The sequence below is a fragment of the Agromyces ramosus genome (assembly GCF_004216665.1).
Classification (GTDB): Bacteria; Actinomycetota; Actinomycetes; order Actinomycetales; family Microbacteriaceae; genus Agromyces; species Agromyces ramosus.
Genome location: NZ_SGWY01000004.1, coordinates 222,845 through 247,281 on the forward strand (window position 1 = coordinate 222,845; position 24,437 = coordinate 247,281).

The 24,437-nt window shown below is 69.1% G+C and carries 25 protein-coding genes and 2 tRNA genes; 15 read left to right on the forward strand and 12 right to left on the reverse strand.

Annotated elements, in window-relative coordinates:
- Window positions 1–33: 33 nt before the first annotated feature.
- The 7 genes from recF to EV187_RS17305 all read left to right on the forward strand — a co-directional run bounded on the left by recF (window position 34) and on the right by EV187_RS17305 (window position 7,134).
- Window positions 34–1,218, forward strand: coding sequence for a DNA replication/repair protein RecF (gene recF / locus EV187_RS17275; RefSeq protein ID WP_130354314.1), 1,185 nt, complete (start codon window positions 34–36; stop codon window positions 1,216–1,218).
- Complete coding sequence (locus tag EV187_RS17280; protein WP_130354315.1) at window positions 1,211–1,702, forward strand: DciA family protein; 492 nt, start codon at window positions 1,211–1,213, stop codon at window positions 1,700–1,702. Before recF ends, EV187_RS17280 begins: the two co-directional genes overlap by 8 nt.
- 123 nt (window positions 1,703–1,825) lie before the next feature.
- On the forward strand, window positions 1,826–3,838 hold the full coding sequence (gyrB, locus tag EV187_RS17285) for a DNA topoisomerase (ATP-hydrolyzing) subunit B (RefSeq protein WP_130354316.1): 2,013 nt from the start codon (window positions 1,826–1,828) through the stop codon (window positions 3,836–3,838).
- 79 nt (window positions 3,839–3,917) lie between these two features.
- Window positions 3,918–6,467 carry a DNA gyrase subunit A gene (gene gyrA, locus EV187_RS17290; RefSeq protein ID WP_242609699.1) on the forward strand — a complete coding sequence of 850 codons (2,550 nt, stop codon included), beginning with the start codon at window positions 3,918–3,920 and terminating at the stop codon, window positions 6,465–6,467.
- 6 nt (window positions 6,468–6,473) lie between these two features.
- Entirely contained in the window at window positions 6,474–6,878 is a 405-nt protein-coding gene (locus tag EV187_RS17295; RefSeq protein WP_130354318.1) for a DUF3566 domain-containing protein, read from the forward strand.
- A gap of 65 nt (window positions 6,879–6,943) precedes the next feature.
- Window positions 6,944–7,017, forward strand: a tRNA-Ile gene (locus EV187_RS17300).
- Between the two features lie 44 nt (window positions 7,018–7,061).
- Window positions 7,062–7,134: transfer RNA gene (locus EV187_RS17305), tRNA-Ala, on the forward strand.
- 4 nt (window positions 7,135–7,138) lie between these two features.
- Here EV187_RS17305 and EV187_RS17310 read toward each other — a convergent pair.
- Both EV187_RS17310 and EV187_RS17315 read right to left on the reverse strand, forming a co-directional pair.
- Window positions 7,139–7,468 (reverse strand): hypothetical protein, encoded by a 330-nt coding sequence (locus EV187_RS17310; RefSeq protein ID WP_130354319.1) that lies wholly within the window; start codon window positions 7,466–7,468, stop codon window positions 7,139–7,141.
- A gap of 114 nt (window positions 7,469–7,582) precedes the next feature.
- Entirely contained in the window at window positions 7,583–7,930 is a 348-nt protein-coding gene (locus EV187_RS17315) for a GntR family transcriptional regulator (RefSeq protein ID WP_130354320.1), read from the reverse strand.
- Window positions 7,931–7,973: 43 nt separating this feature from the next.
- On the opposite strand from EV187_RS17315, the gene EV187_RS17320 reads away from it, so the two are divergent.
- The 3 genes from EV187_RS17320 to EV187_RS17330 all read left to right on the forward strand — a co-directional run bounded on the left by EV187_RS17320 (window position 7,974) and on the right by EV187_RS17330 (window position 10,301).
- Window positions 7,974–8,930, forward strand: coding sequence for a hypothetical protein (locus EV187_RS17320; RefSeq protein WP_130354321.1), 957 nt, complete (start codon window positions 7,974–7,976; stop codon window positions 8,928–8,930).
- A 77-nt stretch (window positions 8,931–9,007) separates the two neighbouring features.
- Window positions 9,008–9,778 (forward strand): hypothetical protein, encoded by a 771-nt coding sequence (locus tag EV187_RS17325; RefSeq protein WP_130354322.1) that lies wholly within the window; start codon window positions 9,008–9,010, stop codon window positions 9,776–9,778.
- Window positions 9,779–9,854: 76 nt separating this feature from the next.
- On the forward strand, window positions 9,855–10,301 hold the full coding sequence (locus EV187_RS17330; protein WP_130354323.1) for an NUDIX hydrolase: 447 nt from the start codon (window positions 9,855–9,857) through the stop codon (window positions 10,299–10,301).
- 178 nt (window positions 10,302–10,479) lie between these two features.
- Here EV187_RS17330 and EV187_RS17335 read toward each other — a convergent pair whose 3' ends face one another.
- Entirely contained in the window at window positions 10,480–10,728 is a 249-nt protein-coding gene (locus EV187_RS17335; RefSeq protein WP_130354324.1) for a hypothetical protein, read from the reverse strand.
- A gap of 561 nt (window positions 10,729–11,289) precedes the next feature.
- On the reverse strand, window positions 11,290–11,814 hold the full coding sequence (locus EV187_RS17340; RefSeq protein ID WP_130354325.1) for a hypothetical protein: 525 nt from the start codon (window positions 11,812–11,814) through the stop codon (window positions 11,290–11,292).
- Between the two features lie 120 nt (window positions 11,815–11,934).
- Here EV187_RS17340 and EV187_RS17345 point away from each other — a divergent pair, with 120 nt between their 5' ends.
- Window positions 11,935–12,474 (forward strand): peptidylprolyl isomerase, encoded by a 540-nt coding sequence (locus tag EV187_RS17345; protein ID WP_130354326.1) that lies wholly within the window; start codon window positions 11,935–11,937, stop codon window positions 12,472–12,474.
- Between the two features lie 7 nt (window positions 12,475–12,481).
- A complete protein-coding gene (locus tag EV187_RS17350) occupies window positions 12,482–13,357 on the forward strand; it encodes a rhomboid family intramembrane serine protease (protein WP_242609685.1) in 876 nt (291 codons plus the stop codon).
- A gap of 279 nt (window positions 13,358–13,636) precedes the next feature.
- On the opposite strand, the gene EV187_RS17355 is transcribed toward EV187_RS17350, so the two are convergent.
- A complete protein-coding gene (locus EV187_RS17355; protein WP_130354327.1) occupies window positions 13,637–13,876 on the reverse strand; it encodes a cell division protein CrgA in 240 nt (79 codons plus the stop codon).
- Window positions 13,877–13,947: 71 nt separating this feature from the next.
- Between EV187_RS17355 and EV187_RS17360 the strand changes: the two genes are divergently transcribed.
- From EV187_RS17360 to EV187_RS17365, 3 genes are read left to right on the forward strand one after another with little or no spacing between them, the layout of a single operon-like run.
- Window positions 13,948–14,745, forward strand: a complete 798-nt coding sequence (locus tag EV187_RS17360) for a class E sortase (RefSeq protein ID WP_130354328.1) — start codon at window positions 13,948–13,950, stop codon at window positions 14,743–14,745.
- Window position 14,746: 1 nt separating this feature from the next.
- Complete coding sequence (locus EV187_RS18460) at window positions 14,747–14,905, forward strand: hypothetical protein (protein ID WP_165391259.1); 159 nt, start codon at window positions 14,747–14,749, stop codon at window positions 14,903–14,905.
- Complete coding sequence (locus EV187_RS17365; RefSeq protein ID WP_130354329.1) at window positions 14,902–15,540, forward strand: anthranilate synthase component II; 639 nt, start codon at window positions 14,902–14,904, stop codon at window positions 15,538–15,540. The genes EV187_RS18460 and EV187_RS17365 overlap by 4 nt, the downstream gene beginning before the upstream one ends.
- A gap of 23 nt (window positions 15,541–15,563) precedes the next feature.
- On the opposite strand, the gene pknB is transcribed toward EV187_RS17365, so the two are convergent.
- The 7 genes from pknB to EV187_RS17400 are packed head-to-tail and all read right to left on the reverse strand — an operon-like array spanning window position 15,564 to window position 24,392.
- On the reverse strand, window positions 15,564–17,258 hold the full coding sequence (gene pknB / locus EV187_RS17370; RefSeq protein WP_130354330.1) for a Stk1 family PASTA domain-containing Ser/Thr kinase: 1,695 nt from the start codon (window positions 17,256–17,258) through the stop codon (window positions 15,564–15,566).
- Window positions 17,259–17,311: 53 nt separating this feature from the next.
- Window positions 17,312–19,006: a protein kinase domain-containing protein gene (locus tag EV187_RS17375; protein WP_130354331.1), complete on the reverse strand. Its 1,695-nt coding sequence runs from the start codon at window positions 19,004–19,006 to the stop codon at window positions 17,312–17,314.
- Window positions 19,003–20,457 carry a peptidoglycan D,D-transpeptidase FtsI family protein gene (locus EV187_RS17380; protein ID WP_130354332.1) on the reverse strand — a complete coding sequence of 485 codons (1,455 nt, stop codon included), beginning with the start codon at window positions 20,455–20,457 and terminating at the stop codon, window positions 19,003–19,005. The genes EV187_RS17375 and EV187_RS17380 overlap by 4 nt, the downstream gene beginning before the upstream one ends.
- The gene (locus tag EV187_RS17385) at window positions 20,454–21,866 is read right to left on the reverse strand and encodes an FtsW/RodA/SpoVE family cell cycle protein (RefSeq protein ID WP_242609686.1); all 1,413 of its coding nucleotides are present in this window, start codon (window positions 21,864–21,866) and stop codon (window positions 20,454–20,456) included. The genes EV187_RS17380 and EV187_RS17385 overlap by 4 nt, the downstream gene beginning before the upstream one ends.
- Complete coding sequence (locus tag EV187_RS17390; protein ID WP_130354333.1) at window positions 21,859–23,088, reverse strand: PP2C family protein-serine/threonine phosphatase; 1,230 nt, start codon at window positions 23,086–23,088, stop codon at window positions 21,859–21,861. The genes EV187_RS17385 and EV187_RS17390 overlap by 8 nt, the downstream gene beginning before the upstream one ends.
- A 3-nt stretch (window positions 23,089–23,091) precedes the next feature.
- Entirely contained in the window at window positions 23,092–23,652 is a 561-nt protein-coding gene (locus tag EV187_RS17395; protein ID WP_130354334.1) for an FHA domain-containing protein FhaB/FipA, read from the reverse strand.
- Window positions 23,649–24,392: an FhaA domain-containing protein gene (locus EV187_RS17400; RefSeq protein WP_130354335.1), complete on the reverse strand. Its 744-nt coding sequence runs from the start codon at window positions 24,390–24,392 to the stop codon at window positions 23,649–23,651. The genes EV187_RS17395 and EV187_RS17400 overlap by 4 nt, the downstream gene beginning before the upstream one ends.
- Between the last annotated feature and the right edge of the window lie 45 nt (window positions 24,393–24,437).

Consider the following 24,437-nt stretch of genomic DNA (forward strand, 5'->3'; position numbering starts at 1 on the left):
CGTTGATCCGTTCGGATTCGAAGGGAGCCCAGCGTGCACGTCGCCCGCCTCTCCCTCACCGACTACCGCAACTACGAGCGTGCCGAACTCGACCTGGGCCCTGGCGCCACCGTGTTCGTCGGCCGCAACGGCCAGGGCAAGACCAACCTCGTCGAGTCGATCGGCTACCTCTCGACGCTCGGTTCGCACCGGGTCTCCGGCGACCAGGCGTTGATCCGGGCCGGGGCGGATGCCGCGATCGTGCGGGCCCTCCTCACGCACGGCGACCGCGAACTGCTCGTCGAGCTGCAGCTCAACCGGCAGGGCGCCAATCGGGCCCAGCTCAACCGATCACCGGTGAAGACCCGGGAGCTGCCGCGCTACGCGCACAGCGTGCTGTTCGCGCCCGAAGACCTGGCGATCGTGCGCGGGGAGCCATCGGTGCGTCGTCGCATGCTCGACGAGCTGCTCGTGCAGCGCACCCCCCGGCTCGCGGGCGTGATGGCCGACTACGACCGGGTGCTCAGGCAGCGCAACTCGCTGCTGAAGAGCGCCCGGGCCCGCGGGCTCGCCGCCGACAAGCTCCCCACGCTCGACATCTGGGACGAGCGGCTCATCGAGCTCGGCTCCGAGCTCATCGACCAGCGGGTGGCCCTCGTCGCCGAGCTCGCGACGCCGGTCGCCGATGCCTATCGGTCGATCGTCGACGCCGACCACGCACCCGAGCTCCGACCGTCCCTCTCGATCGACGGCGCCGATCCCGACGACGAGGGGCTCGCGGATGCCGCGACGCCGGCCGACCCCGCGGTCGCCGCCGCCGACACCCGCCGCCGCTTCACCGAGGCGCTCCGCGTGCTGCGTCCGAAGGAGCTCGAGCGCGGCATCACGCTGGTCGGCCCGCACCGCGACGACGTGGTGCTGCTCCTCAACGGCCTGCCCGCCAAGGGGTACGCGAGCCACGGCGAATCGTGGTCGTTCGCCCTCGCGCTGCGCCTGGCCTCCGCCGAACTGCTGCGCCGCGACTCCACCACCGGTGACCCCGTGCTGGTGCTCGACGACGTGTTCGCCGAGCTCGACCGGCTTCGCCGCGAACGCCTCGCCGCCGCGATCGGCGGGTTCGAGCAGGTGCTCGTGACCGCGGCCGTGCTCGAGGATGTCCCCGAGCCGTTGACGGCCCGCATCGTGCACATCGACGCCGGCCGCATCGTCGAGGAGGAGGGGGCGACCACGGATGTCTGACCCCGCACGGTCCGAGGCGGCGCGCGTCTACCGGCACTTCCGCGAGATCTTCGGCGACACCAGGCCGCGGCCGGGCCGAGCCCGCAGCCGCACGCGCGAGGTCACGGGCAGCGAGCCGTTCACGCCCGGACGCGACCCGAAGCCGCTCGGTGACGCGATCGACGGACTCACCACGCAGCTCGGATGGGCCGCCCCGATGGCGCAGCACGAGATGCTCGCGTCGTGGGCCGACGTGGCCGGCGATGAGACCGCGAAGCACTCCGAGCCGATCGCGATCGAGAACGGGGTGCTGCAGGTGCGTTGCGAGTCCACCGCGTGGGCGACGCAGCTCCGCCTGATGCGCACCGAACTCGTCACGCGCATCCTCGATCGGTACCCGGGCGCCGGGGTCGAGACAATCCGCTTCCAAGGGCCGGATGCCCCCACCTGGAAAAGGGGTCCCAGATCGGTTCCAGGGCGTGGTCCGCGCGATACCTACGGCTGAGACGGCAAATTCGGTCACTCCCCCTGTGTCATCGCCTCAGATCGGCGCTTCCGGGCCGAGGTCGACCCTCCGTTTGATAGGATGAAGGGTCGCCAGAATGACGGTCAGGAGCCCGATTCACACATGACAGCCGAACCCACGAAGGCCCAGCAGAAGCCGGCATACGGCGCTGATGACATCCAGGTTCTCGAGGGCCTCGAAGCGGTTCGGAAGCGACCGGGCATGTACATCGGCTCGACCGGGCCCCGCGGGCTCCATCACCTCGTCTACGAGATCGTGGACAACTCCGTCGACGAGGCGCTCGCAGGGTACGCGACGACCATCGACGTCACGATCCTCCCCGACGGCGGTGTGCGCGTCATCGACGACGGCCGGGGGATCCCGGTCGACATCCACAAGGCCGAGGGTCGATCCACCGTCGAGGTGGTGCTCACCGTGCTGCACGCCGGCGGCAAGTTCGGCGGCGGGGGATACGCGGTCTCGGGCGGCCTGCACGGCGTCGGGTCATCCGTCGTCAATGCCCTCTCGTCGAGGCTCGACGTCGAGGTGCGACGCCAGGGCTCCGTCTGGACGCAGTCGTACACGGTCGGCGTGCCCGATGCGCCGCTCGCCGAGGGTGGGGCATCCGACGCCACCGGAACGACGATCACCTTCTGGCCGAGCCCCGACGTGTTCGAGACCGTGGAGTTCGACTACGAGACCCTGCGCACCCGGTTCCAGCAGTACGCGTTCCTGAACAAGGGCCTGCGCATCACCCTCACCGACCTCCGCAGCGGGCACGTCGACATCGATCCCGACGACACGGCCGAGAGCGTCACGGATGCCGCGGCTCCGCGCACCGACACGTTCCTGTACGAGCGGGGCCTCGTCGACTACGTCGAGTACCTCAACCGGTCGAAGAAGACCGACCTCGTGAACGATGAGATCATCTCGTTCGAGTCCGAGGACACCGACCGCAAGATCGCGCTCGAGGTCGCGATGCAGTGGACGACGGCGTACACCGAATCAGTGCACACCTATGCGAACACGATCAACACGCACGAGGGCGGCACCCATGAGGAGGGATTCCGCGCGGCGCTCACGACGCTCATCAACCGCTACGCGCGCGAGAAGGGCATCCTTAAGGAGAAGGACGACAACCTCTCCGGCGACGACGTGCGCGAGGGCCTCACGGCCGTGATCTCGGTCAAGCTCTCCGAGCCGCAGTTCGAGGGCCAGACCAAGACGAAGCTCGGCAACACCGAGGCCAAGTCGTTCGTGCAGAAGGTCACCGGCGACCAGCTCGGCGACTGGTTCGAGCGCAACCCGACGCAGGCCCGCGACATCATCCGCAAGGCCATCCAGGCCGCCACCGCCCGCATCGCTGCCCGCAAGGCGCGCGAGGCCACCCGTCGCAAGGGCCTCCTCGAGTCGGGCGGAATGCCCGGCAAGCTCAAGGACTGCTCCTCGAAGGATCCCTCGATCTCCGAGATCTTCATCGTCGAGGGCGATTCCGCCGGCGGCTCCGCTGTTCAGGGACGCAACCCCGAGACGCAGGCGATCCTGCCGCTGCGCGGCAAGATCCTCAACGTCGAGAAGGCGCGCCTCGACCGTGCTCTCGCGAACAACGAGGTGCAGGCGATGATCACGGCGTTCGGCGCCGGCATCGGCGAGGACTTCAACACGGAGAAGGCCAGGTACCACAAGATCGTGCTCATGGCCGACGCCGATGTCGACGGCCAGCACATCACGACCCTGCTGCTCACGCTGCTGTTCCGTTACATGCGCCCGCTCATCGAACTCGGCTACGTCTACCTGGCTCAGCCGCCGCTCTACCGCCTCAAGTGGACCAACGCCGAGCACCAGTTCGTGTACTCCGACAAGGAGCGCGACCTGCTGCTGGCCGACGGCACCGCCCGTGGATGGCGCATCCCGAAGGACAACGGGATCCAGCGCTACAAGGGCCTCGGCGAGATGAACCACCAGGAGCTGTGGGAGACCACGATGAATCCCGAGACCCGCACGCTGCTGCAGGTCACCATGGAGGACGCGGCCGCCGCCGACGAGATCTTCTCGACCCTGATGGGCGAGGACGTCGAGAGCCGCCGCAACTTCATCCAGAAGAACGCGAAGGACGTGCGTTTCCTTGACATCTGATGTTCTGAATCCCGGCGCCGACGACACCGAGGGTCCCGGCATCCACGGCAAGATCGACCAGGTCGACCTGCAGCTCGAGATGCAGCGTTCGTACCTCGACTACGCGATGAGCGTGATCGTGGGCCGCGCCCTGCCGGAGGTGCGCGACGGCCTGAAGCCCGTGCACCGCCGCGTGATCTACGCGATGTACGACGGCGGCTACCGGCCCGACAAGTCGTTCTCGAAGTGCGCGCGCGTGGTGGGCGACGTGATGGGCCAGTTCCACCCGCACGGCGACACCGCGATCTACGACGCGCTCGTACGCCTGGTGCAGCCGTGGAGCCTGCGCTACCCGCTCGCGCTCGGACAGGGCAACTTCGGCTCGCCCGGCAACGACGGTGCGGCTGCGCCTCGGTACACCGAGACGAAGATGGCGCCGCTGGCCCTCGAGATGGTGCGCGACATCGAGAAGGACACCGTCGACTTCCAGGACAACTACGACGGCCACACCCAGGAGCCGTCGATCCTGCCGGCGCGCTTCCCGAACCTGCTCGTCAACGGCTCGGTCGGCATCGCCGTCGGCATGGCGACCAACATCCCGCCGCACAACCTCCGCGAGGTGGCATCCGGCGCCCAGTGGTACCTCGAGCACCCGGATGCCTCGCGCGAGGAGTTGCAGGAAGCGCTCATCCAGCGCATCAAGGGGCCCGACTTCCCGACCGGCGCCCAGATCCTCGGCGTCAAGGGCATCAACGACGCCTACCGCACCGGCCGCGGATCGATCACGATGCGCGCGGTCGTCTCGGTCGAGGAACTCCAGGGTCGCACCTGCCTCGTCGTCACCGAGCTGCCCTACCAGGTCAACCCCGACAACCTCGCGATCAAGATCGCCGACCTCGTGAAGGACGGCCGGATCGGCGGCATCGCCGACATCCGCGACGAGACCTCGGGCCGCACCGGCCAGCGCCTCGTGATCGTGCTGAAACGCGACGCCGTCGCCAAGGTGGTGCTGAACAACCTCTACAAGCACACGCAGCTGCAGGAGAACTTCGGCGCGAACATGCTCGCGATCGTCGACGGCGTGCCGCGCACCCTGTCGATCGACGGCTTCATCGCGCACTGGGTCGACCACCAGATCGACGTGATCGTGCGACGCACGCAGTTCCTCCTCCGGGAGGCCGAGGCGCGCATGCACATCCTGCGCGGCTACCTCAAGGCGCTCGACGCGCTCGACGAGGTCATCGCGCTCATCCGCCGCTCGCCCACGGTCGAGGAGGCGCGCGACGGGCTGATCAGGCTCCTCGACATCGACGAGCTGCAGGCGCGCGCGATCCTCGAGCTGCAGTTGCGTCGCCTCGCCGCCCTCGAACGCCAGAAGATCATCGACGAGGCGGAGGAGCTCGCCGCGCTCATCGCCGACTACCAGTCGATCATCGCGTCGCCCGAGCGCCAGCGCACCATCGTCTCCGACGAGCTCGCCGAGATCGTCGCGAAGTTCGGCGACGAGCGGCGCACCCACATCCTCCCGGGCTTCGACGGCGACATGTCCGTCGAAGACCTGATCCCCGAGGAGGAGATGGTCGTCACCGTCACGCGCGGCGGCTACGTCAAGCGCACGCGCAGCGACAACTATCGCTCGCAGCACCGCGGCGGCAAGGGCGTGAAGGGTGCGCAGCTGCGCGCCGACGACGTGGTGGAGCACTTCTTCGTCACGACGACCCACCACTGGCTCCTCTTCTTCACGAACAAGGGTCGCGTCTACCGCGCCAAGGCGTACGAGATCCAGGAGGGCGGCCGCGACGCGAAGGGCCAGCACGTCGCCAACCTGCTCGAGATGCAGCCCGACGAGCAGATCGCCGAGATCCTCGACATCCGCGACTACGAGGTGGCGAGGTACCTCGTGCTCGCCACGCGCGACGGGCTGGTGAAGAAGACCGACCTCACCGCCTACGACACCAACCGATCGCGCGGCATCATCGCCATCAACCTGCGCGGCGACGACGAACTCGTCTCGGCGATGCTCGCCGACGAGCACGACGAGATCCTGCTCGTGTCGAAGAAGGGCATGTCGCTCCGCTTCGAGGCGACCGACGAGGCGCTGCGGCCCATGGGCCGCTCGACGTCGGGCGTGAAGGGCATGAGCTTCCGCGGTGGAGACAGCCTGCTCGAGGCATCCGTCGTGGCTCACTCGAACGGGATCGAGACCGAGGCGGAGACGGCCCAGGAGGCGCCGTCCGAGCCGGCGGCGGCGGGCGACGAGGGCAACGGACAGAAGCTCAGCCCGTCGGACACCTACGTGTTCGTGGTCACCGAGGGTGGATACGCCAAGCGCACGCGAGTCGAGGAGTACCGCAAGCAGCAACGTGGCGGCCTCGGCATCAAGGTGGCCAAGCTCAACGAGGACCGCGGCGACCTCGCAGGCTCGCTCATCGCCAACAGCGGCGACGAGGTGCTTGTGGTTCTTGCCAGCGGCAAGGTGGTACGCTCTGACGTCGCCGAGGTTCCCGCCAAGGGCAGGGACACGATGGGCGTCGTGTTCGCGAAGTTCGCGGACGACGACCGGATCATCGCCATCGCGAAGAATTCCGAACGGAATCTCGTGGAGGAGGCCGCAGAGTCCGAAGCGGCCGAGCCCGCGGGAGAGGAGTAACCGTCAATGAGTAGCGTCGCCGAGAAGCTGGCCCGCAAGTCGAACCGCCGGCCCCCGGCCAAGCAGGTGCGCCTGCGCCTCGTCTACATCGACTTCTGGTCGGCGGTGAAGCTCTCGTTCCTCGTGGCGGTGTGCTTCGCGGTCATCAGCATCGTGGTGACGTTCCTCATCCACACGGTGCTGAACTCGACCGGCATCTTCGAGCAGGTCAACTCGCTCGTGCAGGATGTCGCGGGCTCGAGCGGCGACCTCACCTCGGTGCTCTCACTCGGCAACGTGATGGGCTTCGCGGTCGTCGCCGCGCTCCTGAACCTCGTCGTGACCACGGCGCTCGGTGCGATCCTGGCGGTGCTGTACAACCTCAGCGTCAAGATCACGGGCGGCCTGCTCGTCGGCTTCACCAACAACTGACGCCGGGATCGGCTCGATTCGGAGATTCCCGGGGCGTCCGGTAGTCTTTCCTTCGGCCGAAATTCGGGGATATAGCTCAGGCGGTTAGAGCGCTTCGCTGATAACGAAGAGGTCCGAGGTTCAAGTCCTCGTATCCCCACTCCGATAACTCCACACACGCGGATGCCCCGCGGCATCCGCTCGGGGGCCTTAGCTCAGTTGGTAGAGCGCCTGCTTTGCAAGCAGGATGTCAGGAGTTCGAATCTCCTAGGCTCCACAGTTCAGATCACGATGAATCCGGCCGAGACCACGATCCAGCCGATGCCGCCCACGATCACCGCGCACAGCACGAGCGTGCCCCATCCGAATGCCCGTCGGCGCCGGTGCAGCGGCACCGACATCGCGGCCGCCACCGCGGCGATGCCCACCGCCACCACGAGCAGGGTGCTCGATGCGGCGGCCTGCCGTCGCAGCTCCGGCCCGCAGTAGGCGCCGCCTCCCATCGCTGGGCAGATGACGGGCAGCAGCGAGGCGAGCCAGAACAGGGCGATGCCGGCTCCGACCGCGATCACGGCCTGGAGGAGGATGGATCGGTTCACCTCGTCTCGCATGCAGGGATGCTAACGAGGCGGACGGGGTGCCGGCGCCGTCTGTGATGAAGCCGTGATCGCCGTGATGAAGCTGTGATGCTCGTCGGGGCCGGCGCGGATCTCGGTCGACCGCGGCTACGCCATGCCGCCGATGATCTCGATGATCTCCTGGGCGCTGTAGCCGTGGCGACGCGCGAACTCGACGAGTTCGCGTGACCGTTGCACCACGGCGCCGCGCTCAGGAGACGCTGCCACGGAGATGCCCCGACCGCGTCGGAACTCGAGCAGGCCCTCGTCGCGCAGGAGGCGAAGGGCTCGAAGCACGGTGTTGGTGTTGACGCCCAGCACCGCCGCCAGGTCCTTCGCGGGCGGAAGTCGTTCGCCCGGCTGTGCTTCTCCGTCGGCGATGGACCTCCTGATCTCGCCGGCGACCTGCTCGTACAGGTCGGTCCGATCGTTCCGGTCGAGCTTGACGTCGATCATGATGCTAATCATAATAGTGTCATTCCCGTGGTAGGACGCAATGATGACCATGCTGGTCCCCCACCGTCCACGTGTCCGCGAGGCCGACGAGTGGGAAGAACAGGACCGAGACGACCGACCCGACCGACCGTCTGCTGACGACGAGGCGGTCCTGGTCGCCGGGCCGCCCAGCGTCGAAGACGGGGTGATCTCCGACGCACGGCGGCGCCGGCGTCGACGCCGTCGGCGCACCGGCTACACGATCGCCCTCGCCGCCTCGGCCGTCGCGGTGGCACTCGGGGCCGCGACCTTGTTCGGCGGCGGCGGATCCGATCCGATCCGCGTCGCCGCTGGGCCGGCGGGCTCGGCCTGGTTCAGCGGCACCGAGCGCGAGGCCGGCGTCGTCGCCCGATGGTCTCGGATCCACATGGGATGGGTCTACGTGTACGAGGACGGTCGCCTCCTCTGGCATCCCGACCGCATTCCCGGCATCGTCGAGCAGCACCTCAGCCCGCAGGGCCTCGAACTCGTGCGCTCGGGCGAGCTCACGCCGTTCTCGTTCCTCATCGACTGGGGCTCGGTGCCGGCAGGAGCGTGGTCCGACCGGATGCCGGTCGAGTACCTGCCGACCCACTACGCGATGTGCAGATTGGGTGACGGCGGTGATGCCGAGCCATTCGTCGACGTCGGCGACCTCGTCCCGCGTCTCCCCGCGACACTGCAGCCGATCCTCGCCGGAACCGAGCGGCGATTCACCGACCGGAACGCGGGCATGAGCTTCGTGCCCGATCCATCGGCCATGGCATCCGCACGTGGAACGGAATGCTTCGTCGTGACCCGCGCAACGGCGACTGCCGTGTGGGCCACCGCGCGACCCATCGACGGTGTCGGCGCGACGGCCGGTGAAGTGCCGCAGAGTGAACCCGCACTCGGAGTGCTGACGACCACGGACGGTGCGGAGGTCGAGATGGCCATCCACCCGGTCCTGCCCCACGGAGGGTGGATCGCCTGGGGTGGTTGAGTGGTGACCTCCGAGCTCACCCCGACGTGGGCGATCGACGTGATCGGCCGGTTCGACTCGACCGAAGGGAGGTCGCGATGTACGCACCTCTGGCCACCGCAGCAGTGGCTCTCGTACTCACGCTGCTCGGATGCGCCGGCACCGATGACAACCAGACGTCGGAGCCGAACGCCGTTCCGAGCGGACAGGAGTCGACCTCGCCGATGCCCGCATTCGAGGGGACCCCTTACGCGGCCCTTGCAGCCGGTGCGCAATCCGCCCCGAGCTTCTGGCCTCCGCTCACCTTCACGGCCCCCGACGGATGGCTCTCCGAGCCTGCGGCAGAGGGACTCCTCGCACTCACGCCGGACACCGCCGACAACCGCGAACGGATCCGGGCCGGCGGTCCTCCCGTCACCTTCCTGAACGTGCTTCCGAACATCGGTGTCGCAGCCGAGGATTGCGCGGACGCGGCAGCACCCGGCGTCGGCGCGGCGGCGAGCGACGTCGTCGGCGCGCTGGCGACCCGGCCCGGCCTGAGCACGAGCGGACCCGTCGCGGTGACGATCGGGGGGCTCTCCGGTCAGCAGATCGATGTGTCCCTCGCCGCGGACTGGACGGGGACCTGTTCGGGCGGCGGTCCCTTGGTGCCGCTGGTGTACTCGCCCGGCTTCATCTCGTGGGGGGCCGAGCCCGGTGAGCAGTTCCGGATCATCGTCCTCGACGCGGCCGGCCTCCCGAGCGGGATGCACGCCACGGTCATGATCGTCATCTACTCGGCTGAGGCCGCCGCGTGGGACGATCACCTCTCGGCCTCGACTGCGGTCGTCGATTCATTCGAGTTCGACACGAGCCCGCCTGACCCCTGATCGATGCGACCGCGTCCCGGCGGGCGACAGTCGCCCCGGCGGGGTCGAGCGCTCATCACTGTCGTACAGTGACGAGATGGACATCCGCATCGCCGCGTACGCCGTGATCATCCGGGACGGGCAGATCCTGCTCTCCCACTGGAACGAGCACGGCCGGTCCGGATGGACGCTTCCCGGTGGCGGGATCGAGGGGTCGGAGCATCCGGTCGACGCGGCGAAGCGCGAGATCTTCGAGGAGACCGGCTACGAGGCATCCGTGGATCGACTGCTCGGGATCGACACGATGGTGGTGCCCGCGCCGAAGCGGCATTCGGGGACGGTGCCGCTGTACGCGATGCGCGTGGTCTACCGCGCGACGGTACTCGGCGGCGAGCTGCGCAGTGAGATCGGCGGCTCGAGCGACGAGGCGCGCTGGTTCCCGCTCTCGGAGGTGCCGCGACTGAAGCGCGTGAGCCTGCTCGACATCGCCCTGCGCATGAACGAGGCTGAGCCGGCAGACGGGGTGGCGCCGCCGGCGCCCTGACCGTCGCCCGGCGGGCACGGCGGGCACGAGTGCCGCGACGGCGACGACGACAACGCAGCGACCTGGTCGGCCGGTGCGCTCTCGACGCCGCCGTACGCAGCCGAGGCCCCCGCGGGTCGCATCCCCATCGAGTCGGGGAGGAGCCGCGGGGTCTCGGTGATCGAGGTACCCATGGCGATCAGGCCAGCGGGGCGCCGAGGGTGACGAGACGGTACTGCTCGTCGTGTGCACGGGTCGCGAGCTCCGCGGTGCGGCGGCGCAGGTGCACTGCGTCGTGGCTGCGGCGCTCGTCCTGGCGTCGGCTCCACGCGAGCAGCGCGAGGCCGACGCGGCGGGCGAGCCGCTCGTGCAGTTGGCGTGCCTGGGCACGCAGTTCGGTGGCTTGGCCCTGTGGAGCCGAACCTGCGGTGAGAGACGTCGTGTTCACGATCATTCCTTCGGTTGGTGGTGCGGTGGTTGAGCCGATCCGGCGGATGCCGGGACGGCGGGTGATTCGTCGGTGGTGCCGGGAAGCGTGCGCCCGTGGACGAATCGGCGCGGGGGCACGCGAGTGCGAGGCGGATGCGGGCGCACGGCAGTGCGCACTGGCGGGGCGGTGTCCGACGGACCGGGTCCGGTGCGGCATCCGTGGGTCGATTGGACCGTGACGATCGAGGTCGTCGGATGCTGCGGCGGAAGCCGCGGGTCACGCCCGAGTGGGCGGAGAGACGATCAGGCGCTGACGCGCGCGTCGTCGTAGCGGACTAGCAGGCCGTCGGCGCGAGGAGGACTCCCGTGTGCGGCTCGTCATAGATGCGCATCATGGGTATCAACTCCTCTCCGGATTCTGTTTGCCAGGGCCGAGAGTTGACATTAGCGGGGATCTCAGGCTGAATGCAAGGCGATTTCCCAGATTCGTCGGAAATCAGTGCTGGCACTGAGCGCGCGAGGTCGTTCCGCGCATGACGAAGGCCCCGCCGTTCGATGGGCGGGGCCTTCGTGAACTTCGTCAGACCGAGGGAGTGGTCGATGCCGTCGTGTCGGGCTCGTCGTCGGCGACCCACAGCTCGTCGTCGGCGCGGAACGTCTGCCACACCGCGTACGCGACGCCGACGGCGGCGATGATGCCGGCGCCGATCGCGAGGTAGGTGCCGACGCCCGGACCCTGCTTCTGCTTCACCACGGCGGCGGCACGCGGGGAGACGCGCTCGACGGCGCGTCGCACGCGTGCGTCGTTGGCGATGTCGCCGATCGCGAGCACCGAGCCGAGCGCGTTCCCGATCGTGCGCTCGGCCGTGTCGCCCGCCGAACGAACGAAGCTCTTCGCCTGCTCCACGCCGGGGCGGACGTAGCCCTCGTAGCCGGTGCGGACGCGCGGGACGACCTCCTCACGGGTGAGGTAGCCGAGCTGGCGGCTCGCCTCTCGCGCAACCGTGTTGGCGTGCTCGAGCAGGTCCTGCTGATTCCCCCAGAGTTCTGACGCACTGCTGCGCAGCCGCTTGAGTTCCTTCCGGCGCTTGCGTGACAGGCTCATCTCGACCTCCATCGTTGTGCAGCGAATCACTCCATCTTGCCACCGAAACGGCTGGAAGCGGGGTGGGAGTCGGAATCCTTCATGCCGGTTGACGAATCCGCCCGTGACAGAATAAGGAGCATGCCGATTCACACCGCAGTCGCGACCCTCAACACCAACCACGGCCCGATCAAGGTGGACCTCTACGGGCACCAGGCCCCGAAGACCGTCAAGAACTTCGTCGGCCTCGCGACCGGTGAGATCGAGTGGACGCATCCCGCAACGGGTGAGAAGTCGAACGACCCGCTCTACGACGGCGTGATCTTCCATCGCATCATCCCCGGCTTCATGATCCAGGGCGGCGACCCGCTCGGTCAGGGCGTCGGCGGCCCGGGCTACCAGTTCGACGACGAGATCAACTCCGAGCTCGACTTCACCGAGCCGTACGTGCTCGCCATGGCCAACGCCGGCATCCAGGGAGGCCGCGGCACCAACGGCTCGCAGTTCTTCATCACGGTCGGCCCCACCACGTGGCTGCAGGGCAAGCACACCATCTTCGGCAAGGTCACGGATGCCGCCAGCCAGGCCGTCGTCGAGAAGCTCGCCTCGGTTCCGACCGACGGGCGCGACCGCCCGCTCGAGGACGTCGTGATCGAGAGCATCACGATCGAAGAGGCCTGACCCGCCGGTGAGCACTGTGCCTGCCGGGGGCGATGGCGACGCCGAGCGATCGAGCTTCTGCTACCGGCATCCCGATCGTCAGAGCTACATCCTCTGCCAGCGGTGCGGCCGCACGATCTGCCCCGAGTGCCAGACGCAGGCGCCGGTCGGCGTGATCTGCCCCGAGTGCATGCGCGAGCAGCGTGCGTCGGCGCCGCGCACCAAGTCCGCGGTCCTCACCCGTGCGCGCTCGGCGGCAGGTCGCGGCGCTCCCGTGGTGACGTATGCGCTGATCGGCATCACCCTCGCCGTCTTCCTGCTGCAGCTCATCCCCGGTCTCGCGGTCACCGATCGACTGCTCTACGCCGGGGTCTACTCGCTGCCGGGCAACTTCGAGCCGTGGCGCATGATCACGTCGGTGTTCGTGCACTCGACCGGGCTGATCTTCCACGTGCTGCTCAACATGTACACCCTGTGGATCTTCGGTCAGTTGCTGGAGGGGCTCCTCGGGCGCTGGCGATTCCTCACGCTCTACCTGGTCTCGGGGCTCGCCGGATCGGTGGGCGTGCTCTGGCTCGGCGATCCGCGCACGGGGGTGGTCGGGGCATCCGGCGCGATCTTCGGACTGATGGGCGCGTTCCTCGTGATCCAGCGACGCCTCGGCGGGCAGACCACCCAGCTGTTCGTCCTCCTGGGCATCAACCTGGTGATCGGGTTCGTGCCCGGCTTCAACGTCGCGTGGCAGGCGCACCTCGGCGGGCTGGTCGGGGGAGCGTTGGTCGGACTCATCTACGTCGAGACGCGCAAGCGATCGCAGCAGGCGCTGCAGGTGTGGTTGCTGATCGCGCTGACGGTGGTGCTCCTGCTGTTGAGCCTGCGGTACTTCTACCTGCCGATCACCTGACGGCCACCTGCCGATCACCTGACGGCTCGCTCGGCGGTCTCGCCGCGCGTTCGAGCCCATCACGAGCGGAGGCGGCATCCGCTGTGGAGTTATCCACACCACTCTCCACAGTTGGGGAGAGTTACACGGGTGTAGTTGACGCCATTTCAGGGGACACGGCGTATCGGCGGGGGTATCCACCCTGTGTACAACCTGTGGAGAACTCGGCGTCGTGCGCGCGCGACGACACAGGAAGCGGGCGGATGCCGCAGCATCCGCCCGCTCGAAAGCGTCGCCGGCTCAGCGCCAGCGTGTGGTCATCAGGAACCCGACGAACGCGATGCCGAACCCGATGAGGATGTTCCACGAGCCGAGGTCGGCGATGGGCAGCCGGCCCTGGCTCACGTAGAAGACGATGATCCAGGCGAGCCCGATCAGCATGAAGCCGAACATGACGGGCTTGAACCAGACCGGGTTCGGCGCGTCTTCGCCGCTCGCCTGTTCCGCGCGCGCGGGCTTCGATGATTTCGTACGTGCCATGCGGGCGATTCTATCCGAGTCGGATGCGTACTCCCACTCGGGCCTGTCGGACGCGGAATAGAATCGCTCCTATGTCCGTCGAGCAGCCCGAGCGTCGTCGCGCGACGCCGGCGTCGGGGCGTGCTCGACCGCGGGTGAGCGTCGTCGGCGTGCTCGGCGAACTGCTGCTGACCGCGGGCGCGCTGATCCTGCTCTTCCTCGGTTGGCAGCTGTGGTGGAACGACGCCATCATGGCCGGGCAGCAGTCGAGCGCGGCATCCGATCTCAGCGCGGAATGGCTCGAGGAGGGCCGCTCCGCACGCGGCGACGCACCCGAACCCCCGACCGAGACCGAGGACTACGGGGATCCGGTGGTCGACGCCTCGGAGCATGCCAACGGCGAGTCGTTCGCGGTGATGTACGTGCCCCGCTTCGGCGACGGCTCGCAGCGGAGGATCGCCGAGGGCACCGGGGCCGACGTGCTGAACAGCACCTACCTGGGCGTGGGTCACTACGCCGGCACCCAGATGCCGGGCGAGGTCGGCAACTTCGCCATCGCCTCGCACCGCAGCGCCTACGGCGGCGGCATGCACGAGATCGAGCAGCTGCAGTTGGGCGACGCGATCTACATCCAGACGCAGGACGGGTGGTACACCTACCGCTTCCGGGACTTCGAGTACGTCACGCCCGAGGCCGTCGACGTGCTCGCGCCCGTGCCGCATCACCCCGACCTGCAGCCCACCGACCGCATCGTCACGCTCACGAGCTGCAACCCGCTGTACTCGACCGCCGAGCGCATCATCGCGTACGGCGTACTCGAGTCGTGGCGCCCCGGCAGCGCCGGTCCGCCGGCCGAGATCGCCGACGTCGTCGCAACCTGGGAGTCCTGACATGTACGCTGCCCTGTGGCGTGTGCTCCCCGGCCCGGTGTGGCTGCGGATCATCCTGCTGCTGCTGCTCCTCGCGGCAGCCGTCTTCGCCCTCTTCACGTGGGTCTTCCCATGGGTCGACGGCATCGTCAATCCGATCGAAGTCACGGTGGACACATGACCCGCGTTCTCGTCATCGACAACTACGACAGCTTCGTCTACACGTTGAACGGCTACCTTCAGGAGCTGGGTGCGCAGACCGAGGTGGTGCGCAACGACGTCATCGAGGCATCCGACGTGCCCTCGCGCATCGCGGAGTTCGACGCGGTGCTCATCTCGCCCGGTCCCGGCAAGCCCGCGGATGCCGGGGTGTCGATTCCCGTCGTCGAGGCCGCCCTCAGCTCGGGCCAGCCGCTGCTCGGCGTGTGCCTCGGCCACCAGGCGATCGCCGAGGCGTTCGGCGCGGTGGTGACGAACGCCGAGGAGCTCATGCACGGCAAGACCTCGCGCATCACGCACGACGACAGCGCGTTCTACGACGGCGTGCCGCAGCCGTTCACCGCGACCCGCTACCACTCGCTCGCCGTGGTCGACGGCACCGTGCCCCGAGCACTCGTGGTGACCAGCCGAACGCAGGGCGGCGTGATCATGGGCCTTCGACACGAGTCGGCGCCGATCTTCGGCGTGCAGTTCCACCCCGAATCGGTACTCACCGAGGGCGGATACCGGATGCTCGGCAACTGGCTCGCCGTCGCCGGCCTGCCCGAGGCGCGCGAGCGTGCGGTGCACCTCAACCCGTTGGTGCGCGTCAGCTGACGGCACGGCGCCGAGCTGGTGCGTCAGCCCGCGCAGTAGGTCAGTTCGACCTCCGAGCCCTGCGGGACATCGCCCGGAGCGAGCGATTGCCGCGTGACCGGCGAACCCGGCTGGGACTTGCAGGACGCATCGGGCTTCGGTACCGGCGTCAGCCGCAGGTTCTCGGCGGAGAGGTAGGACGACGCCGCCGACAGCGTCTGGCCGGTCAGGTCGGTGAGCGTGACGAGCCCGCTCGAGATGCGGAAGTCGATCGCCGAACCGGCCTCGACCGACGTGCCGCCCTCGGGCGTCGTGCCGAGTACCGTGTCGGCGGGGACCGACGGCGAGTTCTCGCGCGTCTCGGTGCCGGGAGTGAGGCCGGCCGCCTGCACGTCGGCCTTCGCCTGCTCGAGGGTCTTGTTGCGCACGTCGGGCACGGAGACCGGTTCTCGTCCGGTCGAGACGTACACGGTGACCGGGGTGTCCGTGTCGACGATCTCACCGGCGGGCGGATCGGTGCGGATGACCTGGTCGGCGGGGACGGTGTCGCTCGACTCGTCGATCCGCGACGCGGGCAGCCCGAGCTCCTGGAGTTGCTGGACCGCCTCCTCGTAGCTGGCGCCGGCGAGGGTCGGGATCTCGCGGGCGTTGGACGGCAGGTCGTCGGTGGGCTGCAGGTTGAATGCCCAGTACATGACGGCGATCACGATCACGACGACGGCGATGATGCCCGACCAGATCCAGATCGCCGGCGGACGCCGCTGCGTGCGCGTCATGGTCTCGTCCTCGGCGAGCTGGCGCAGGGCCAGCTCGGAGCTCGAGAGCGAACTGGTGGGCGCTCCGAACAGCATCGTCGCCTCGTCGGGCTGGCGATGCACCGGCACGCGCCCGGATGCCGCGGTGTCGACGTCGGCGCGGAACTCGGCCGCCGTCTGGTATCGCTGCTCGCGATTCTTCGTGAGCGCATGCAGCACCACTGCGTCGAGCGCGGGTGAGACCTTCGGGTTGATCACGCTCGGCTTCACCGGGCGTTCGCTCACGTGCTGGTAGGCCACCGCCACCGGAGTCTCGCCGCGGAAGGGCGGCCGCCCGGTGAGCATCTCGAAGAGCACCACACCGGTCGAGTAGAGGTCGGTGCGGGCGTCGACGGTCTCGCCCTTCGCCTGCTCCGGCGAGAAGTACGAGGCCGTGCCGAGGATCGCGGTGGTCTGCGCGACCGTCGTCGCGGAGTCCGACACGGCGCGCGCGATGCCGAAGTCCATGACCTTCACCTGGCCCGTGGTGGTGATCATGATGTTGCCGGGCTTGATGTCGCGGTGCACCACGCCGGCTCGATGGGAGTACTCGAGCGCGGTGAGGACGCCGTCGATGACGCGCACGGCCGCCACGGGCTCGAGCGGACCGTCGTGGATGATGTCCTTGAGGAGGCGGCCCTCGACGTACTCCATGACGATGAACGGAAGCTGCACCTCCTGGCCGGCCGAGTCCACGACGGTCTCCTCGCCCGCGTCGAACACGCGCACGATCGTCGGGTGCGCCATCCGCGCGGCCGACTGGGCCTCCTGCCGGAACCGCATGCGGAACGCGGGGTCGGTGGCGAGCTGCGGCTTCAGGAGCTTGATCGCCACCTGGCGGCCGAGCCGGGCGTCGCTGCCGACGTGCACGTCGGACATTCCGCCGCGACCGATGAGCGCACCCACGCGGTATCGTCCCGCGAGCACGCGTCCTTCATCGCTCACCCTGCAGCTCCGTCCTCGACTCGTCCGGTGTTCTCGTCAGTTCCGATCCGTGCTCACGGCTCGATGTCCACCGTGAGGGCGGGCGAGAACGGCGAGTCGAGCTGGCCGCAGAAGTAGCGGAACGTCACGTCGAACGAGCCGCCGGGCGTGTTGTTGACGTTGACCGATGCGCTCGTGGTGCCCGGACCGAAGACCGGGTTGTTCGGGACCGTCGCGTCGCCGGTGACCGACACCTCGTAGCCACTCAGGGTCTGGCCGGCGGGGCAGGTCTGGGCGGTCCAGTTCACCGTGATCTGGCCGACGTCGGGTTCGACCGGATTGGTGTTCGTCGTCGGGGCGCTCGTCGGCGCGCTCGGCGCCTCGGGCGCGGTCAGGTAGGTGAGGGTGATGGTGGTGCCGGGCTGTACGGGCCCGCTCGGGTTCACCTCGGAGACCGTGTCGGCGAGTCCGGGCTCGGTCGCGGCACCGCCCTCCTCGCGGACCACGGGCAGGCCGAGCGCCTCGATCTGCGCGGCCGCCTCGTCGACGTTCATGCCGATGTACGCGTTGCGGTCGACCTGGATCGTCTGCGGCGCCTCGCTCGTGGGAGGCGCCTGCGTGGTCGGCGGCGCGCTCGTGGACGTGGGCCGTGCCGTCGTGGAGGTCACCGGATCCTCGCCGCCACCCCGGTTGAGGGTCAGCGCGATGATCGTGCCGATGAGCACGATCGCGAGGATCGCGATGAGCACGATGAGCGGCCAGGTCCAGGGGCTCCGCTTCTTCTCGACGGGCTCGTCCTCGATGGTTTCGCTCGACACGACACCGGCCGCCGCGGCGGCCGGGAGGACGGTGGTGGCGGCTGTCGCGCCCTGCGAGGGCATCAGCATGGTCGCCGCCGTAGCGCCGGCGGCACCGAGCACGGCGGGCACGGCGGCGGCGGCCGCCTGCACGTCGCCCCGACGGAGCGCCGTTGCGGCGCGCGCCAGGTGCGCCGCGGTCTGCGGGCGGTCGGCCGGGTTCTTCGCGATGCACGCGTAGACGAGGTTGCGCACCGGTTCGGAGACCGTGACGGGCAGGTCGGGCGGCGTCTCGTTGATCTGCGCCATCGCGATCGCCACCTGCGACTCGCCCGTGAATGGGCGACGGCCGGCGAGCGCCTCGTAGGCGACGATGCCGAGCGAGTAGATGTCGGTGGTCGGCGACGCCGGGTGACCCGACGCCTGCTCGGGCGACAGGTACTGCACCGTGCCCATCACCTGGCCGGTGGCGGTGAGCGGTACCTGGTCGGCGATCCGGGCGATGCCGAAGTCGGTGATCTTCACCCGCCCGTCGGGCGTGATGAGCAGGTTGCCCGGCTTGATGTCGCGGTGCACGAGGCCCGCAGCGTGCGCGGCCTGGAGCGCCGCGGCGGTCTGCGCGACGATGTCGAGCACCTTGTCGGTCGAGAGCACGTGCTCGCGTTCGAGGATCGTCGAGAGCGCCTCGCCGGGCACGAGCTCCATCACGAGGTAGGCGCTGCCGTCCTCCTCGCCGTAGTCGAAGACGTTGGCGATGCCCTCGTGGTTCACGAGCGCGGCGTGGCGGGCCTCTGCGCGGAACCGCTCGAGGAATCCGGGGTCGCCGAGGTACTCGTCCTTGAGGATCTTGATGGCGACCTGGCGACCGATGACGAGGTCGGTGGCCTGCCACACCTCGCCCATGCCGCCGATCGCGATCCGGGACTGCAGCTCGTAGCGCCCTCCGAAGGTGAGCCCTGCGCTCGGTCTCATGTGTTCAGCACCGCCTCTAGTACCTGCTTTGCGATGGGTGCGGCGATGAGATTGCCGTACCCCTCCTGTCCAAGTCCCCCGCCATCCTCCACGAGTACCGTGATCGCATACTGAGGGTTGTCGGCGGGGGCAAAACCCGTGAACCAGAGAGTGTAGGGGTCACTCTCGCCGTTCTCTGCGGTACCGGTCTTACCGGCCACGCTGACGCCGTCTATTCTTGCATTACTCGCGGCCCCGTTCTCGACGCCGTTGACCATCATCTGCACCATGGTGTTCGCCGTCTCCTCGCTGATCGCGCGGCCGAATTCCGCGGGCTCGAACTCCTGCAGCGGGGTGAAGTCGGGGGCCGTGATCGCGTCCACGAGGTCGGGGTCCATGACGATGCCGCCGTTCGCGATCGCGGCGGAGACCATCGCCATCTGCATCGGCGTGGCGCGCACGTCGCCCTGGCCGAACGCGGTCAGCGCGGTCTGCGCCTCGTCGAGCACGCGCGGGTAGACGCTCGGCTCGGTCGCGGTGGGGATCTCGAACTCGCTGTTGAACCCGAACTTCTGCGCCTGCTCGCGGATCGCGGCGTCGCCGAGCTCCATGCCGAGCTCGGCGAACGGGATGTTGCACGAGAGGCGCAGGGCGTCGGCGAGCGTCACCTCGCCGCCGCCCCCGCACGTGCCGCCGCCCGAGTTGCGCACCACCGCGTCGGTTCCCGGCAGCGTGAGCGACGACGGGTTCGGGAAGGTCGACTCGGGCGTGTAGCGTCCCGACTCGAGGGCCGCGGCGGTGACCACGAGCTTGAACACCGAGCCGGGCGGGTTCATGTCGCCGCCCGTCGCGCGGTTGAACAGCGGGTCGCTCGGGTCGGCGAGGAGCCCGTCGTAGGTGGCCTGCACCTGCGCGCTGTCGTGCACGGCCAGGGCGTTCGGGTCGTACGTGGGCTTCGTGACCATCGCGAGGATGCGGCCGGTGGAGGGCTCGGTGACGATCACCGCGCCCGTGTAGTCGCCGAGCGCGTCCCAGGCGGCCTGCTGCGCGACCGGATCGATGGCGACCTCGACCGAGGCACCCATCGGATCCTGGCCGGAGATGAGGCGGTTCAGCTGGTCGAAGAACTGGCTGGAACTCTGCCCGCTGAGGTAGGAGTTGAGCGACCGCTCGAGCCCGGTGGCCTCGCCGTTCACGGGGATGTATCCCGTCACGGGCGCGTAGAGCGGGCCGTTCGAGTACACGCGCTGGAACTTGTAGTCGTCGTCCGAGGGCTGCGAGTACGCGATCGGGTCGCCTCCGACGAGGATCGGGCCGCGCTCGACGGAATAGCTCTCGTACAGGGTGCGCGAGTTGCGCGGGTCGGCCGCGAGCGCCTCCGCCTGTACGTACTGGATGATCGTCGTCGAGACGAACAGGGTCAGGAACATGAGCAGCGCGACGATGGTCACGCGCTTGAGCTCGCGGTTCATCCGTCGATCACCAGCCTCGGATGGTTGCGGACGGTATCGGACAGCCGCAGCAGCAGCGCCACGATGATCCAGTTCGCGACGAGCGACGAGCCGCCGGCCGCGAGGAACGGCGTCGTGAGGCCCGTCAGGGGGATGACGCGGGTGACGCCGCCCACGACGATGAACACCTGCAGGGCGATGACGAACGAGAGTCCGACGCCGAGGAGCTTGCCGAAGTCGTCCTGCCCGGCGAACCCGATGCGGAACCCGCGGGCGACGAACAGCACGTAGAGGGCGAGGATCGCGAAGATGCCGGCGAGGCCGAGCTCCTCGCCGAGGCTCGCGATGATGTAGTCGCTCTGCGGCACCGGCGTGATGTCGGGGCGGCCCTGGCCCCAGCCCGTGCCGATGAGGCCGCCGTTCCCGAGCCCGAAGAGTCCCTGGACCAGCTGGTAGCTGCCGCCGAACTCCTGGTCGAAGCGCTCGGCGTTGAAGGGGTCGAGCCAGTTCGCGAACCGGTTGCCGACGTAGTCGAGGGTCTGGCTGGCGACGATCGCGCCGCCGATGAAGAGGCTGAGTCCGAGCACGACCCACGACAACCGGCTCGTCGCGACGTAGAGCATGACGAGGAAGAGCCCGAAGTACAGGAGGGCGGTGCCGAGGTCGCGCTGGAACACGATGACCGCCATCGAGAGCGCCCACACCACGAGCAGCGGACCGAGATCGCGTGCACGGGGGAACTGCATCCCCAGGAACTTGCGCCCGACCATCGAGAGCGAGTCGCGGTTGCGCACGAGGTATCCCGCGAAGAAGACCGCGAGCGCGATCTTCGCGATCTCGCCGGGCTGGAAGGTCGCGACGTCGCCGATGCCGATCCAGACGCGCGCCCCGCTGACCTCGCGCCCGATGCCCGGCACGAGCGGCAGCAGGAGGAGCACGATCGCCACGAGACCGGACAGGTACGTGTACCGGAAGAGCACGCGGTGGTTGCGGATCACCAGGATCGTCACGATCGCCGCGACGATGGCGATCGCGCTCCACACGATCTGGCGCACCGACGCGCTCTCCCAGCCGCTCTCGCCGTCGGCGATGTCGATGCGGTAGATCATCGCGATGCCCAGCCCGTTCAGGACGGTCGCGATCGGCAGCAGGAACGGGTCGGCGTCGCGCGCGACGAAGCGCATCGCGATGTGCAGCCCGAACACGAGGACGGAGAGGCCGGCCCCGAGCAGCACGAGCTGCGTGTCGATGCGCCCCATCGCGCCGAGCTGCACGAGCACGATCGCCGCGGCGTTGATGATGCAGGCCACGATGAGCAGCCAGAGCTCCATGTTCCGCAGCCTCTGCGGGAGGCGGATGCGGCGCACGGAGCCGGTGGGCGGCCCGCTCGAGCGGGGCGCCTCGGCGGTGCGGCCGGCGCGGTCAGTCAACGGACTCCTCCAGTCGCTGCACGATTCGATGGGCCTCCGAGAACGAGCCGGCGCTGATCGTCTGCTCCACCCGCTGCTGGTCGTACGTGCGCAGGTCCGCGACGTCGATGGTCGTCTCGGTGTGCAGCTCGTGCAGCGAGATCGGGCCGAGGTCCTGCTGGATGCCCTGGTAGATCGCCACGCGGCCGTTGGACTCGCCCACGTAGAACCGCGTCTGGGTCCATTGGTAGCCGAGCACGAACACGGCGACGATCGCCGCCACGAGCAGCACGATCCAGAGGCTCCACACGAGGCGACGGCGACGGCGACGGCGGGCGTCCTCCTCGATGAGCTCGTCGAAGTAGTCGGCCGAGTCGGGCTCGAAGTGCGTCTCCTGCACCGGGTGCGCGCGGAAGGGCGCGAGCCGGATGCCTCGGGCGCGCACCGGTTCCGCCGCACCGAACGCGAGGGGCGCCGCCGCCGACCCGACGACGAGGGGCGGCGTCGCCGGCGCAGGGGGATCCCCGATGTCGATGACCACCACGGTGACGTTGTCGGGTGCGCCGCCGTCGAGCGAGGCCTTCACCAGCCGGTCGGCCACCTGCTTGGCGCCCGCGTCGGCCGACAGCAGCTCGTGCAGTTCGTCGAACGACACGACGCCGGAGAGGCCGTCGGAGCACAGCATCCATCGGTCGCCCTCGCGGGTGTCGAGCACCATCGAGTCGATCTCGGGCGAGCTCTCGACGTCGCCGAGCACGCGCATGAGCACCGAGCGCCGCGGGTGCACCATCGCCTCCTCGGCGGTGATGCGGCCGGCGTCGACGAGCCGCTGCACGAACGTGTGGTCGGTGGAGATCTGGCTCAGCTCGCCGGAGCGCAGCAGGTAGATGCGCGAGTCTCCGATGTGCGAGATCACGACGCGGTCGCCGTCGAGCAGCACGGCGCTCACCGTGGTGCCCATGCCGGTGAGCTCGGAGTGCTCGGCCACGGTCTCGGCGAGCTCGCGGTTGGCGGCGATCAGGGCGCCCTCGAGGGCGGCCGCGGCATCGGGCGCCGACGCGTAGTCGCCGTCGGCCTCCGCGATCCGGCGCGTCGCGATGGCACTCGCCACGTCACCGCCGGCGTGGCCGCCCATGCCGTCGGCGACGAGGAACAGGTTGCGCCCGGCGTAGCCGGAGTCCTGGTTGTTCGAGCGGACCCGCCCGACGTGCGAGACCGCCGCGCTCGCCTTGACCGTGGCCATGGCCTACCGCCGCAGCTCGAACGTCGTCGCTCCGACCTTGACGGTGGCTCCGAGCGGGATGGGGGTCGGCACGGTCACTCGGGAGCCGTTGAGGAAGGTGCCGTTCGTGGAATCGAGGTCCTGGAGCATCCAGCGGCCGTTCCACAGCATGAGGCGTGCGTGATGGGTCGACGTGTAGTCGTCGCGGATGATGATCGCCGAGTCGCTGGAGCGGCCGATCGTGATCTCGTCGCGTCCGAGCGGGAATTCGGCGCCGGCCTTCTGCCCGCTTGTGATGACGAGGCGGCTGGCGTTGTCGGTGGACGCGGTCTCCCCGCCCGGCCCGGAGGCGGGCGCTGCCGGATGGGAGACGGCGGCCGTGGGTGCCGAGGCGGCCGCCGCGGCGGCGGGCGAGCCGGGGAAGGGCGACGCCGGCGCGGGCGACGCGGCCGCGGCATCCGGCTGCAGCTTGCGCACGCGCTGCCCGAACAGGTCGCTGCGCAACGAGTAGACGATGGCGAAGATGAAGACCCAGAGCAGCAGCAGGAATCCGAGCTGGAGGACCAGGAGGGTGAGTTCGCTCATTCGCCGGGCCCCCAGAACCCGCCCATGTCGTGGCGCTGGGTCGCCGGGTCGACGCTACGACCGGCGTCGGCCGCCGACGCCTGCGCGAGCACGCGGAACACGATGCGGGAACGGCCGATCGTGATGACCGAATCGGGCTCGAGCACCGCCTCCTTCACGGGAGCGCCGTTCAGCTGGGTGCCGTTCGTGGAGCCGAGGTCGCGCACGCGCGCCCGGGTGCCGTCCCACTGCACCTCGGCATGGCGCCGCGAGGCGCCGGAATCGTCGAGGGTGACGTCGGCCTCGCTGCCGCGGCCGATGACGGTGCGGCCCTTCAGGATCGGGTACCGCTTGCCGGCCACGTCGAGCACCGGCGTCCAGGCCACCTGCCCCTTTACGTTGCGGGAGTCGACCTGCACCATGCCCTCGGAGAGCCCGGGGTCGGGCTGGAGGGTGATCGAGATGCCGCCCGCGAACTGGAAGCGCTGGCTCGCGGCGTGCTTCTGCACGAGGTCGGTGAGCTCGTCGACGAGGGCCGGCCCGAGGCCCGCCATGCGGTCGTGGTCGGTCGGCGACATGCGCACCGCGAACGTGTTCGGCACGAGCACGCGGTCGCGAGAGACGACCGCCGCCTTCGTGTCGATCTCGCGCTTCAGCGCCGCGGTGATCTCGACGGGCTGCAGCCCCGAGCGGAAGGTCTTCGCGAAGGCGCCGTTGACGGCGCGTTCGAGACCCTTCTCGAAGTTGTCCAGTAGGCCCACAGGTCTCCCGATCCCGTTCCGTGATTGTGTGACATGGTAGCCGCA